14 protein-coding genes and 1 pseudogene are annotated in these 13,471 nt (G+C 45.5%); 5 read left to right on the plus strand and 10 right to left on the minus strand.

Annotated features, from left to right (window positions below; translation table 11 throughout):
- Positions 1 to 27: 27 nt before the first annotated feature.
- Positions 28 to 768, minus strand: coding sequence for a cobalamin-binding protein (locus tag BTO30_RS03030; RefSeq protein WP_342743374.1), 741 nt, complete (start codon positions 766 to 768; stop codon positions 28 to 30).
- A 43-nt stretch (positions 769 to 811) separates the two neighbouring features.
- On the opposite strand from BTO30_RS03030, the gene BTO30_RS03035 reads away from it, so the two are divergent.
- The 4 genes and pseudogenes from BTO30_RS03035 (at position 812) to BTO30_RS03050 (ending at position 4,424) form a co-directional block, all read left to right on the plus strand.
- The gene (locus BTO30_RS03035; RefSeq protein ID WP_075397247.1) at positions 812 to 2,269 is read left to right on the plus strand and encodes a leucyl aminopeptidase; all 1,458 of its coding nucleotides are present in this window, start codon (positions 812 to 814) and stop codon (positions 2,267 to 2,269) included.
- Positions 2,270 to 2,357: 88 nt separating this feature from the next.
- Positions 2,358 to 3,558, plus strand: a pseudogene (locus BTO30_RS03040) (Na+/H+ antiporter family protein).
- Positions 3,559 to 3,617: 59 nt separating this feature from the next.
- Positions 3,618 to 4,007 carry a hotdog fold thioesterase gene (locus BTO30_RS03045; protein ID WP_075397248.1) on the plus strand — a complete coding sequence of 130 codons (390 nt, stop codon included), beginning with the start codon at positions 3,618 to 3,620 and terminating at the stop codon, positions 4,005 to 4,007.
- Between the two features lie 51 nt (positions 4,008 to 4,058).
- Positions 4,059 to 4,424, plus strand: a complete 366-nt coding sequence (locus BTO30_RS03050) for a DUF2188 domain-containing protein (protein WP_075397249.1) — start codon at positions 4,059 to 4,061, stop codon at positions 4,422 to 4,424.
- A 44-nt stretch (positions 4,425 to 4,468) separates the two neighbouring features.
- Here BTO30_RS03050 and mnhG read toward each other — a convergent pair whose 3' ends face one another.
- From mnhG to BTO30_RS03085, 7 genes are read right to left on the minus strand one after another with little or no spacing between them, the layout of a single operon-like run.
- Positions 4,469 to 4,807, minus strand: a complete 339-nt coding sequence (gene mnhG / locus BTO30_RS03055; RefSeq protein ID WP_075397250.1) for a monovalent cation/H(+) antiporter subunit G — start codon at positions 4,805 to 4,807, stop codon at positions 4,469 to 4,471.
- The gene (locus tag BTO30_RS03060; RefSeq protein WP_075397251.1) at positions 4,791 to 5,075 is read right to left on the minus strand and encodes a Na(+)/H(+) antiporter subunit F1; all 285 of its coding nucleotides are present in this window, start codon (positions 5,073 to 5,075) and stop codon (positions 4,791 to 4,793) included. The genes mnhG and BTO30_RS03060 overlap by 17 nt, the downstream gene beginning before the upstream one ends.
- A complete protein-coding gene (locus BTO30_RS03065; protein WP_075397252.1) occupies positions 5,072 to 5,551 on the minus strand; it encodes a Na+/H+ antiporter subunit E in 480 nt (159 codons plus the stop codon). The genes BTO30_RS03060 and BTO30_RS03065 overlap by 4 nt, the downstream gene beginning before the upstream one ends.
- A gap of 5 nt (positions 5,552 to 5,556) precedes the next feature.
- Positions 5,557 to 7,038: a Na+/H+ antiporter subunit D gene (locus tag BTO30_RS03070; protein WP_075397253.1), complete on the minus strand. Its 1,482-nt coding sequence runs from the start codon at positions 7,036 to 7,038 to the stop codon at positions 5,557 to 5,559.
- Positions 7,031 to 7,372 (minus strand): Na(+)/H(+) antiporter subunit C, encoded by a 342-nt coding sequence (locus BTO30_RS03075; RefSeq protein WP_075397254.1) that lies wholly within the window; start codon positions 7,370 to 7,372, stop codon positions 7,031 to 7,033. Before BTO30_RS03075 ends, BTO30_RS03070 begins: the two co-directional genes overlap by 8 nt.
- Complete coding sequence (locus BTO30_RS03080) at positions 7,372 to 7,794, minus strand: Na(+)/H(+) antiporter subunit B (protein ID WP_075397255.1); 423 nt, start codon at positions 7,792 to 7,794, stop codon at positions 7,372 to 7,374. Before BTO30_RS03080 ends, BTO30_RS03075 begins: the two co-directional genes overlap by 1 nt.
- A complete protein-coding gene (locus BTO30_RS03085; RefSeq protein WP_075397256.1) occupies positions 7,781 to 10,198 on the minus strand; it encodes a Na+/H+ antiporter subunit A in 2,418 nt (805 codons plus the stop codon). Before BTO30_RS03085 ends, BTO30_RS03080 begins: the two co-directional genes overlap by 14 nt.
- 283 nt (positions 10,199 to 10,481) lie before the next feature.
- Between BTO30_RS03085 and BTO30_RS03090 the strand changes: the two genes are divergently transcribed.
- Positions 10,482 to 11,039 (plus strand): DUF5366 family protein, encoded by a 558-nt coding sequence (locus BTO30_RS03090; protein ID WP_075397279.1) that lies wholly within the window; start codon positions 10,482 to 10,484, stop codon positions 11,037 to 11,039.
- Between the two features lie 232 nt (positions 11,040 to 11,271).
- On the opposite strand, the gene mtnA is transcribed toward BTO30_RS03090, so the two are convergent.
- Complete coding sequence (gene mtnA, locus BTO30_RS03095) at positions 11,272 to 12,303, minus strand: S-methyl-5-thioribose-1-phosphate isomerase (protein WP_075397257.1); 1,032 nt, start codon at positions 12,301 to 12,303, stop codon at positions 11,272 to 11,274.
- On the minus strand, positions 12,300 to 13,469 hold the full coding sequence (mtnK, locus tag BTO30_RS03100; RefSeq protein ID WP_425429439.1) for an S-methyl-5-thioribose kinase: 1,170 nt from the start codon (positions 13,467 to 13,469) through the stop codon (positions 12,300 to 12,302). The genes mtnA and mtnK overlap by 4 nt, the downstream gene beginning before the upstream one ends.
- Positions 13,470 to 13,471 lie beyond the last annotated feature (2 nt).

The following is a 13,471-nucleotide window of genomic DNA, read 5'->3' on the forward strand; positions in this document are numbered from 1 at the left end:
TTCAGGGAGGCACCTGAAGGTTCTTTTTTATGAGCGGATTTTTTTCATTACTTGATCTAATTTTTCAAGCCCGGCAAGCAGCTGCGGCGACGGCCGGCAAAAGTATTTCTCTTCCATCACATGAATTGGCAGGCCATTATATCCCGGCCGCTTTTTCACCACACCGATGTTGACTTTTTCCGTCATGACTCCGACCCACGCGAGAAAAAGGACATCCGGTTTTTTTGAGAGAACCGTTTCCCAGTCTGTCTGCACGCTGGCTTCTTCATGATCCGCAAAGACATTTTCCGCTCCACAAAGCGCGCTCATTTCGGTCAGCCAATTGGTACGCCCCGGGGTGAACAAGGGCTTGGGCCACCATTCCCAGTACACGTGCACACGTTGATTCCATTTGCGTATGCGATAAGATTCGAGCGACTGATGCCACCGCTCACTTGCAGAAGCACCGTCCACCCCGCATGAATCTGCTATTTGTCTGATCGATGCGCCGATGTCATCGAGAGAATGGGGATTCGTCACAATATGTGGAATCTTCCGCCGTTCAAGCTCTGCCACATTATTCTCCATTCCCGGCACACTGAGTGATGCCAGCACCACATCCGGTTTCAATGATTCAAGCTTTTCTATATCAATGGCTAAATCCGGGCCAAGTCTTACGCGCTCCAAATCCGAAAAGTCATCGACACCCACAATTTTATCGTCTATCCCTAAATATTCGCAAACCTCCGTATTGCTTGGACAAATCGACACAATCCTCAAATTCTGCATCACTCCTGCATTTTCTACTATAATAACACGTGAGGTGATCAATATGTTTACAATTAAAAACGGACCATTCACTGAAACAAATGCGGACGCACTCCTCGTTGGACTATTCGACAAGCCATTGAAATTTGAAGGCGTTCTGAAAACACTTGATGAATCCTTTCAAGGAAATCTTACCGGCCTTGTTAAAAATGGCGACCTTTCTGCAAAAAAAGGACAGGCGGCCGTTATCCCGACAATGAGTCAAATTCAAACGAAGCGTATCGTGTTTGCAGGGCTTGGGAAAGAAAAAGAAGCGGATTTTCACACGATTCACGAAGCGGTAACGATTGCCGCGAAGCAGTCAGAAACCTACGGCCTCGAATCGATTGCTGTCGCGCTTGATTCATTTGTTAATGAGAATGTGACAGCTGTTGAAGCAGCCAAAGCAATTTTTGAAGCTTTTTTCATGGCACGCTTTCACTATTCAGGCTACCGCACGCCAGGCAACGAACCGGAAAAAATATTAAAATCGATTGATGTGTGGACAGAAGCAGATGCGGTGGAAGTAAAAGCGGCATGTGAAGTCGGCCGAGCAATGGCCGGCGGGACAAATACAGCAAGGCGGCTTACGGCCACACCGCCAAACATGATGACTGCGTCTGATCTCGCCCATCATGCACAACAATTGGCGGATCAATACGGGTTCGATATTGAAATTTTAGAGCGGGAGGACATGGAGAAAATAGGGATGGGGTCATTTCTCGCGGTCGCACAGGGTTCGGCTGCCCCGCCAAAAATGATTACACTTAAATACAAGCCGAATGAGGACTGGAATGATGTGCTTACGTTTGTCGGCAAAGGCGTGACATTTGACACAGGCGGCTACTCAATCAAATCAAAAGATGGGATCGTCGGTATGAAAACGGATATGGCGGGAGCGGCGGCAGTACTGGGTGCCATGGAAATCATCGGCGAACTGCGGCCAGATCAGCCGGTTATGGCAGTCATTCCGGCAACTGACAATGTGATCAGCGGCCATGCATTTAAACCGGATGATGTGATCACGTCGCTGTCAGGCAAAACCATTGAAGTTAAAAATACAGATGCAGAAGGGCGGCTCATATTGGCGGATGCCATTACATATGCAAAACAGCAGCGGGCGGGCAGGATTGTGGATGTTGCGACGTTGACAGGCGGCGTCATTATTGCCCTCGGCAAAGATAAAACAGGCGCACTGACGAATAACGAGCCATTTTTTGAACAAGTGCTTGAAGCATCGCATGAAGCGGGGGAATTTATTTGGCAGCTGCCGCTCACGGAATTCGATAAAAAGCGGATTCGCCAAAGTGATGTAGCGGATTTGAATAATTCGCCCGGACGGGATGGACACGCGATTATGGGCGGCGGCTTTATCGGTGAATTTGCGGAGGAGACACCATGGGTGCATCTCGATATCGCCGGGAGCGCTGAAATGTCACCGGGCGTTATGACGCGCACACTGGCCATTTTAGCGTTATCTTAAAAAGCATTGACAAGCGGACAGGCGGTTTGCTATTGTGTAAACGATTCTTTAGTATTTTAATATAGTAAAGTGTAGGAGGAATATCGTCATGAATGCAGTTGTCACTGCTGTTATCATCATGCTCGTACTCAGCCTGCTCCGCGTCAATGTGGTCTTTTCACTGATTACCGGTGCATTATTAGGCGGATTGATCGGCGGGCTCGGATTGGAAGGAACAATCGCCGCTTTTTCGGAAGGGGTTGGCGGCGGCGCGAATGTAGCGCTTAGTTATGCTATGCTGGGCGGATTTGCAGTCGCCATTTCACATACAGGTCTGCCGGAAGCCCTCGTTGATTTTGTTTTAAAATTGATCGGCAAAAAAGAAGAAGCTCGTTCCAAAAAATTGCCGAAAGCATTCATTTTATTGGTCATTTTAATCATGGCTTGTTTTTCACAAAACGTCGTGCCTGTGCACATCGCGTTTATTCCGTTGTTAATCCCGCCGCTTCTTAAAATTATGAATGAGCTGCGGATTGACCGCCGTTTAACGGCAAGTGTTTTAACGTTTGGTCTTGTCACGCCCTACATGCTTTTGCCGGTTGGATTCGGACAGATTTTCCATTAAATTATTGTAACGAATATGGCTGAAAGTGGTCTAGAAGTGGAAATGAATCAAGTACCGGAAGCCGCGTGATTATGATGAATCTCAGTTGCCGGTTCAGGTTGAATCAGAAGCACTTGCCACCCAGCTCTGGACGGAGTCAATGGTATTTGGCGCACTGGCAGGTATCATCGCCTTGTATATTTTCAGGGCGATTCGCTGGAATGAAGCGGATCAATTGTTAACGAATGGGATGCGCATGATGGCATTTATCGGATTTGTCATGATTGCAGCATCCGGTTTTGCGAGTGTGATGGGTGCAACAGGAGACGTTGAAACTCTCGTTGAAAATTCGGCGGCAGCCATTGGCGGCAATCGTCCTCTCGGTGCGCTTTTAATGCTCGTTGTCGGGCTTCTTGTTACAATGGGAATTGGCTCCTCATTTTCAACTGTTCCCATAATTGCCACCATTTTCGTTCCGCTTGCGCTTGAACTTGGTTTCAGCCCGATGGCGGCCATTGCCCTTGTCGGAACGGCGGGAGCACTTGAAGATGCCGGTTCACCGGCTTCAGATAGTACGCTTGGGCCGACGTCCGGCTTAAATGCGGATGGGCAGCATGATCATATTTGGGATACGGTTGTCCCGACATTTTTACATTATAATATATCAGTCATTGTTTTTGGATGGATTGCAGCGATGGTGCTGTAAGTAAAGCGCCCGTTTCGTATAGGACCGGGCGCTTTTATTTTGATAAGGGGGAATGGGAAATGGACTTTAAAACAGAAGGAACACTGGTGGAAGCGCTTGGCATAGAAATGGTTGAAATGACAGAAGGGCGTGTTGTGATGACGATGCCGGTAGATGAACGGACCCGCCAGCCATTCGGGTATTTGCATGGAGGTGCTTCTGTTGCTCTTGCAGAGTCAGCTGCCAGTGTTGGTGCGGCACTGCTCATTGACCATGAAAAGGAATTATGTTTCGGGCTGGAAATAAACGCGAATCACATAAAATCAAAACGTGACGGTATCGTTACTGCAACTGCTGAAATCGATCACCGGGGCCGGACAACGATGGTCTGGACTATTAAAATAACGGATGAGGACGGGGCGCTCATTTGCCTGTCACGCTGTACGGTGGCTGTCGTACAGAAAAAATAACGTTTATCAAATGCTCAGCGGGGAAAATTTTCGATGAAGGAGGGATTTTTGATGCCTTGGAACAAAAATGACTATCCTGATTCGATGAAGAATCTGCCAGATGCTGTTCGCCGTAAAGCGATTGAAATCGCCAATGCACTTCTTGAAGATGGTTACGAAGAAGGTAGATCGATTGCCATTGCGATTGACCGGGCACGCAGTTCTGTTGGAAAAGAAGAGACGGGGAGACCGCATTATGAAGTAAAATCAAAAGATGACGGCTGGTGTTTAATGAAAAAAGATGGAAAGAGAAAAATCCTCTCTGGAGATAAGAAGCAGGAGCTGCTGACAAACGTAAAGGAATACGTGAGAGAACATGATGGCATTTTAGCCATCTATAAAGAAAATGGGGAAAAAGAAGAGACGTTATATGAGTAAAAAAGGGTGTCAGGAAAGCACATTTTCCTGACACCCATTTAAGGTTATTTTTTATTTTTCAGGTCATCACGGACACTTTTATCCCACATTTTCACACCGGAATTGTAGGCGGCGCGGCTGATTAGGTGGCCGGCTACCGGTGCGGTGATAAAAAAGAAAGCAATGCCGAGAAGGAGGCGGGAGCTGAAAAAACCGTCCTTGGCAAGAAAGAAAATAAATGTGCCGAGTAAAATGAACATAACGCCGAGTGTAGCACTCTTAGACGCCGCGTGGTTGCGTGTATACACATCCGGAAGACGGATAACACCGAACGCCGCGACGAGACTTAAAAACGCGCCTGCAAGCAGCAGAAACACAATAATAATGTCACTGATTACGGTCATATTCGATCACTTCTCCTTTTTCCAAAAACTTCGCGTAAGCAACCGTTCCGATAAACGCCAAAATCGCAATGAGCAAAATGATGTCTAAAAAGTTGCTCGTATTGAGAATCATCGAGAGAACAGCGGCGATGGAAACGAGATTGACACCCATCGCATCAAGCGCCACAATTCGGTCTGGTGTTGTGGGTCCTTTGACGAGACGGTAAACAAGCCCGAGCATGGCGATGGCCAGTATGATAAGTGATAATTTTAAAGCGATGTCGATCATCCCCGGCTCACCTCCATAATGGCTTTTTCAAACGAGTTTTTAATGCTGTCGACCGCTTCCGATACTTCGCCGATATCAATCGCATGAATGTACAATGTTTTATTGTCATCTGAAACATCGATCACAAGTGTACCTGGAGTCAATGTAATTAAGTTTGACAGCAAGGTTATTTCCCAATCCGATTTTAATTCTGTTTCAAGAGCGAAAATACCTGGACGCATATTCAACTTTGGACGAAGAACCAATTTAAGCACGTCGATATTTGCTTTAATCAATTCGAACAAGAAAAGGAAAAACAAATAGATCACGGCCCACACCCGGTGGAGGTAAAAACGGTGTCTGAAAAAACGGCGCATTCCGATCATAACGATTAAGCCCAATAAATAGCCAATTATGAATGTGCGGGCGCTGAATGACATTTGAAAAAACATCCAGAGAAACGCTAAAAATACATTTAATAAAATTTGAAAGGACATACCATCTACTCCTTTAACACGGCGTCGATGTAGATTTCCGGTTGGATGAGGGCGTCAACAGCCTGCATCACATAAGGATATACCGCTTCAGTTCCAACACCGTATAAAACAGATAGGACGACGAGCGCAGCTGCTGGGACAAACAGTAAGCCTGTCCGTTTTTTCACGTCGGGCAGCGGCGTTTCTGGTGTTTTCCAGAATACGGCCATAAACAAGTTTATGACGGAATATAAAACCGCTAAACTGGATAGCAGCACAATAATTGACCCGACATATTCGCTTTCTGCAAATCCGGAGCGGACGATTAACAATTTACCAGTAAAACCTGACAATGGCGGAATGCCGGCAAGTGCAAACGAAGCAAGTAAAAAGGTCCATCCAAGCGATGGATACTGGCGGATAAGGCCGCCCATTTTGTTCAAATTCGATGTGCCGGCGATATAAATCATAATCCCGCCGAGCAAAAATAATCCGGCTTTGATAATCATATCGTGAATTAAATAAAACACGGTTCCGGCAATTGATTCTTCCGTCATCGTCGCGATGCCGAACAGCAGAATGCCGACAGCGATAATGATATTGTAAATTAAAATTTGTTTCACATCACGATAGGCGAGCGCGCCGATGACACCGGCCACAATGGTTAATAACGCAAGCATAGACAAAATGTCATGCGTAAATGGCTGATCGTGATAAAAGAAAAGTGTATACGTCCGTAAGATCGCATATATCCCGACTTTGGTCAGAAGTGAGCCGAACAAAGCGAGGATCGGCGCGGGCGGTGCCGCATATGATCCCGGCAGCCAAAAATACAGCGGAAAAATAGCGCCTTTTAAGCCAAATACGATTAAAAATAGTACAGCGAGAACCGTAATAATCGGTTCACTGCCTATTTCGGAAATACGCACTGAGATATGAGCCATGTTCAGAGAACCGGTCACCGAATACAAAAAACCAACGGCAATAACGAAAATGGCGGATGAAATGACATTGACGAGAATGTATTTGATGGATTCGCGCAGCTGAATTTTCGTCCCGCCAATTACGATGAGCACGTAAGACGACATGAGCATGATCTCGAAGAATACGAACAAATTGAAAATATCGCCAGTCGTGAACGAACCATTCACGCCGAGCAGTAAAAACTGCACGATGGGATAATAGTAAAAATTTTCACGTCCGCTCCCGATGGATCGGAATGAATAGAGTACGACGCACAGCGTAATGACAGAAGCCGTCAATACAAGCAAAATGCTGAGCATATCGGATACGAGTGTAATGCCGAACGGAGCCGGCCAGCTGCCCATATCGACAGTTTGAATGCCGTCTGATTTCACTTTAGCCATGACAATAATGGCCGATATGACCGTTGCAGTCGAGGCTATGACGGATACGATCCGCTGAGCAGAAACGCTTTTAGACAAAAAGATTAACACAATCGCAGCGGCAAGAGGAATGAGAATCGGCAAAATTGGTAAATTAATCATCCGATTCTGTTCCTCTCAATTGATCCATATTGTCGGTGCCAAGCTCCTGATACGCGCGGTACGCGATAACAAGAAAGACCGCAGTAACACCGAAGCTGATTACGATGGCTGTTAAAATAAGCGCCTGCGGGATCGGATCCGTATACGCCGCCGCATTTTCTCCTAAAACAGGCACAGTACCTGTTTTCAATCCGCCCATTGTGAGCAGCATTAAATGCGTCCCGTGACTCAGTAGACCCGTTCCAATAATAATCCGCAGCAAGCTTTTTGAAAGCATTAAATAGACTGCCGCTGCAAACAGCAGACCGGCAATCATGCACATTAAAATTTCCATTATTCACTCTCTCCAATCGTTTGAATAATGGTCATGGTTACACCAATGACAACAAAATACACACCGAGGTCGAACAGCATTGCGGTGTGAAGCGATGTTTTGCCGAAGAGCGGCAGTTGAAAATAATCGTACGCATGTGTAAAAAAAGGTACGTTAAACAATAAAGATCCGGCGGCAGTTCCGGCTCCAAACAGCAAGCCGAGACCAATCAGGCATTTAAAATCAATCGGGAGCCCTTTCTTCACTGTTTTCATATCAAATGCAAGCAATAACAGAACGATTGCGCCTGATGTAAGCAACCCGCCGACAAATCCGCCGCCTGGATAATAATGACCAGCGAAAAAAATACGGACGGCGAAAAAGATGATCATGAAGAAAACAACTTTAGCGACGGTTTGAAAAATCACATCATTTGTTTTCATGCTGCTCGCCGCCTTTCTCCATCCGTAATTTAATTAATCCGTAAATACCAAGTGCGGCTACCGAGAGTACCGAAATTTCAAACAACGTATCGAACCCGCGGAAGTCAACGAGAATAACATTGACCATATTTTCTCCGCCCGCTTTTGAATACGTATTTTCAATGTAATACTCATTAATGGACGAAAATAATTTCGTGCTGTGGGCGGATATTCCGATTAAAGTGACGATAATCCCGACTCCAGCCGCAATGATCGCATTTCCGATCTGGAAGCCGATCTTTTCCTCATGCCGATACAATTTCGGCAAATGATAGAAGCAAAGCAGGAACAAAGCAGTAGATACCGTCTCAATAACAAGCTGCGTTAAGGCAAGATCCGGTGCGCGGAAAATGACGAAAAACAGCGATACACTGTATCCAACCGCACCGAGTGCAATAATCGAGGTTAAGCGGGATTTAGCCATCAAAATCGTCACGATGGAAATACAAAGCACAACGAGCAGCCCGGCTTCATAAAAACCAATCGGCGCCGTATTCGATGCATCAAACCGGAACGCATTTTTCGCCCACATGGTAAAACCAAGAATCGCAATGAAAAAAGCGAATATATAAACAAGATAGCTGCGGATAAAGCCGGTCATGTAGGCTTTTGTCAGTGAATTTGATCCACGTTCCGCCACATACAGGCTGCTATTATAAAATTGGTTCAGCGTGACTTTTCCCGGGAAATAATCGTACAAACCGATCCATTTCGGCAAAAACTTATACAAAACAATTCCGACAGCCACTACACCGATCGTCATTAATAATTCCACTGTAATGCCATGCCAAAAATAAATATTTACGTAAAGCTGATCACCTGCCGGGATAATGGATGGCACAATGGATGCCGCCGCCGGCTGGATCAAGCTGTAAGACAGCAAGTTTGGAAATAAACCAAATAGGATGACAAGCGCGGCAAGAACGATCGGAGAAATCAGCATGCCGGCTGGTGCTTCATGCGGTTTTTTCTCCAGTTTTTCGGGCTGAAATTTCCCGCCGAATACGTTAAATACAAGGATTATGCTGTAAATAAACGTGAACACGCTGCCGATCCAGGCAAGGACAGGGAGAAGCATGCCCCACGTTTCCAGCTGGAACAAATTCAACTCTGTCAGTTGTACCATGGATAAAAAGAACATTTCTTTACTAAGGAAACCGTTAAATGGCGGCAGCCCGGCCATGGAAAATGCACCGATGACAGAAAGCGTAAACGTGACAGGCATTAAACTCATCAATCCACCAAGACGGCGGATGTCACGTGTGCCGGTTTCATGATCAATAATCCCGACGACCATAAAAAGACTTCCTTTAAACGTTGCGTGATTAATTAAATGAAAGACAGCCGCAATAACCGCTGCTGTGTACAAATTATCATCAAGCGAATCAAAGTAAAGAGCTGCGGAACTAACTCCGAGAAGGCACATAATCAATCCGAGCTGACTGACTGTTGAAAAAGCAAGAATTCCTTTTAAATCGGTCTGTTTAACCGCATTAAAGGATGCCCATACCATAGTAAATAATCCAACAGCGCCAACAATCCAGAACCAGTAGCTGGAAAACGCAAAAATCGGACTGAAACGGGCGACGAGATAAATACCGGCTTTAACCATCGTTGCCGAGTGCAAATACGCGCTGACCGGAGTAGGCGCTTCCATTGCATCAGGCAGCCAGATATAAAATGGAAACTGCGCGGACTTTGTGAAGGCACCAAGCAGGATCAAGATCATCGCTAATAAGAAAAGAGGGTGGTTGTTTAATTCTGGGGCCTGTGCAGCGAGCTCCCGAATGCTGAATGTACCGCCCATGATCGACAGTACAGCAAATCCACCAAGCATCATCAATCCGCCAAATACAGTAATGAGCATCGATTTCATGGCCCCGTAACGGGAACGATCACGGTCAAACCAGTAAGCGATTAAGAGAAAGGATGAAATAGATGTTAATTCCCAGAACATGTACAGTGTAATGACGTTATCCGATAAAACGACGCCAAGCATGGCCCCCATAAACATAAGCAAATAAACGTAAAAGTGCTGCAGGCTTTCTTTCGTTTTTGACAAATAGTAGGTGGAGTACAGCACAACAAGTGCCCCGATTCCGGTAATGAGAAGAACAAAAAGCAGGCTGAGGCCATCAACATATGCTGTGAAGTCAATACCGAGAGACGGAATCCAAGAAACCGTTTTCGAAACGGAGTCATTATTCATCGTTACAGGAAGGTATTGAAGAAACGAAACAAACAGGACGACGGGTAAAACGAAAACGAACCAGCCTGTATGTATAGATGGTGCTTTTTTTCGCACAAAAGGAACGAATGCGGCCAATATAAAAGGAGCGAGAATGGCCCAGTGAAGCAAAGACAATGAAATCCCCCCTAAAGTTTAGTGCACGCTTAAAATTATAGCGTAAACAAAATGATTGTGCATTCTTATAATCCGATCTTCCTGAAAAGTTAATCATTGATAATAAATATGAAGAAATACAGTTATTTTAGCTGAAAAAAATTTTTTAGGTAGGAATAAAATTGTGCGGATTTTGCCAGAAACTGTACCTAATTTCCAAAAAAATATCGAAAATCACTTGTCATCATCACCATCCTCTTGCATAATGAACAGTGACTGACTGTGACAGGAGAGAATCATTTTGATGAAAAATTCATATTTAACCGGCTATATGCCGCTGTTAGCTATTTTGCTTTTCAGCCTGTCGTTTGCAATGTATGGACAGGCTCTTGTAGTCGATGTACTGAAAAAGGCTAATTTATATAACGGGATGCTCGATTTTTTTACAAAAACAGAAATGAACCTCGTCGTGATCGGCGGCCTCATGCTTTTCTTCACGATGATCTTCGCAACATTAAAGCTGCTGGCAAACACAGCGAACGAACTTGCACTTCTTTTCTTTTCAAATGACACGGAAGGTGAACTGTTAAAAAAAGCCCGTTTCGGTGCCGTTATTTATTTCATCGGCGGTCTTATATCACTTGTCAGCTTCTCATCGGCAGCCGGCATTATGATTATTTTTGCAGTAACGTCCATGGCTTACATTGTCTATTTTGTCTATAAATTAAGCCCGCATATCACAACACCACAAATGATCGGTATTATTGTGTTTGAAGCACTGTTCTGGATTTTCTTCGGACTGCTCCTGGCCCTCATTTTTATGAAGCTGTACAACGGAATTTTAGCCTCGCTGCCATTGTAAAAACGCACGGTCTCCTGAAATTAGCGGGAGGCTTTTTTATATGAGTGTCTGTAAACATGGAGCACGGGCAAAGTGAAGTAAGCGTGAGTTATTGAAAATGAACGTGACCAAATCGGAATATGTGAATAAAAAAGGGGCCTCAAAAGTTCATTGAGACACCCTTTTCATCATTACTATAGCCGGATTTTTGGTAAGGCCATCCGCACTTATGAGACAACTTAATCATGCATATTTATTCAAATAAAGCGGCGATCGCAGCGGCATCCGGTTTAATAACGCCTTTTTCCGTTACGATACCGGTAATGAATTCAGCCGGCGCCACATCAAAAGCAGGATTAAACACTTTTACGCCATCGGGTGCAACGTTCAGCCCGTTTACATGCGTAATTTCAGCGGGATCGCGTTCCTCAATTGGAATCGCATCCCCATTTGGTGTGTCGAGATCAAACGTCGACAACGGCGCCGCGATATAAAATGGAATGCCGAAAGACTTTGCGAGAACGGCCAGACCGAACGTTCCGATTTTGTTTGCGGCAGCCCCATTTGCCGCAATCCGGTCCGCGCCAGTAATGACAGCCGAAATGTTTTTCGTCTTCATCGTGTGCGCCGCCATGCTGTCGGCAATAAGCGTCACATCAACGCCGGCCTGCATTAATTCCCAGGTGGTGAGACGAGCACCCTGGAAAACAGGACGCGTTTCACAAGCAAACACGGATATATCAATACCGCGTTCTTTTGCTAAAAAGAACGGAGCGAGAGCCGTGCCGTATTTTGCGGTAGCAATGGAGCCGGCGTTGCAAATGGTCATAACCCGGTCACCCTCTTGAAACAATTCAAGTGCATGTTCCCCAATCGAACGGCAAACTTCCGCATCTTCCGCTTGAATCGCCAGCGCTTCAGCCAGCACATTTTCACGCAGCGTTTCCGCTGCATTCGAGCGGACAACCACATCATTCATCCGGTTCAATGCCCAGAATAAATTTACCGCTGTTGGCCGCGACTGTGATAAATAGCCGCTGTCCATAAGCACAAGCTCTTTCAATTCATGGATATCATTTGTCTCGTGGCGAAGCGCCGACAATGCGATACCGAACGCCGCCGCGATCCCGATGGCTGGCGCACCGCGAACAGCAAGTGATTTAATCGCATCAAACACGGAGGGAACGGATTCAAGCGTCAAATATTCCGTCACATGGGGCAATTTTCGCTGATCTAAGAGCTGAATCGTATCGTTCTCCCAAATGACAGACTGTGGAATATTCATTGTAAGCCCTCCTGAAATGCTGAGACAAGCTGATCAGCAGATGTAAACTGATGACGCTCTTTAACAAAGCGTGCCCCGATTGCCAGTGACCGTTGTTTCGCTTGAAGACGTGCCGCCTCATCTTCAATCCCATCCAGATCTTTGACATGCGCAAGTCCGATCGTCCGTCGGATCATTTCAAGTCCCATAAACCCGGCTGCCTGTTCAAAAATATCAGCCAGCAGCCATTCCAGATAGCCTTCTGTTTTTGCGAATGCTTCCGTGTTGTTTTCTTTCCATAAACGGGTAAATTCACGATTAAACACATCCCATACGGTCACAATATGAGCATACAGCGGCTCACGGCGTGAATCTTCGCGCGACAACGCATTCATAAACAAGTTCGCTGTAAAATGCGCAATATCGAACCCAAACGGACCATAGAATGCAAACTCCGGATCAATAATTTTCGTTTCTGTTTCACTCGCAAAAATACTGCCTGTATGAAGATCACCGTGCAAAAGAGCATCACCTGACGTTAAAAATAGCCGTTTTAGCTGTGCCGTATGAAGCTTCAAATTCGAATCCTGCCATAATTTTTCTGCATCCGGCCGCAAGCCCTCTTCAAAATCATTTGTTTCAGCATCGAAAAAAGGATCCGTAAACACAAGCCCTTCCGTAATATCACATAGTTCCGGATTGCAGAACGTGTTTTGTAATTTTTTCTTCTCTTGCGGACCCATGGCAAAATCAGATGTCGAATATAGTGTCCGAGCGATAAATTCACCAGTGTGCTGCGCGATCAGCGGATAATCTTCACCGTTAATGAATCCGGTGCGGGCAATCTCCAAGTGAGACAAATCTTCCATAATCGTAATGGCTAAATCCTTATCCGAATAGTAGACTTTAGGTGTATAATCAGGTGCAAATTTACCTTGCAGACGGAGTGCACGGTTTTCAATGTCCGCCCGTTCTAAAGTAAGAGGCCAGCTTTCACCAACCACTTTTGCATATGGCAGTGCCTGTTTAACAATGACACTTTTTTCTTTACCTTTTATATGAAACACGTAATTTAAATTTCCATCACCGATTTCGCGGCTGGAAAGGGTTTCAGATTCAGCGAATAAACCAAGTTTTTTCACAAGGGAAACGGCTGACCCGGTCGTTAAAGATTCATATGAAGACATGT

This window comes from Domibacillus antri, assembly GCF_001936625.1.
In the GTDB taxonomy this organism is placed as follows: Bacteria; Bacillota; Bacilli; order Bacillales; family Domibacillaceae; genus Domibacillus; species Domibacillus antri.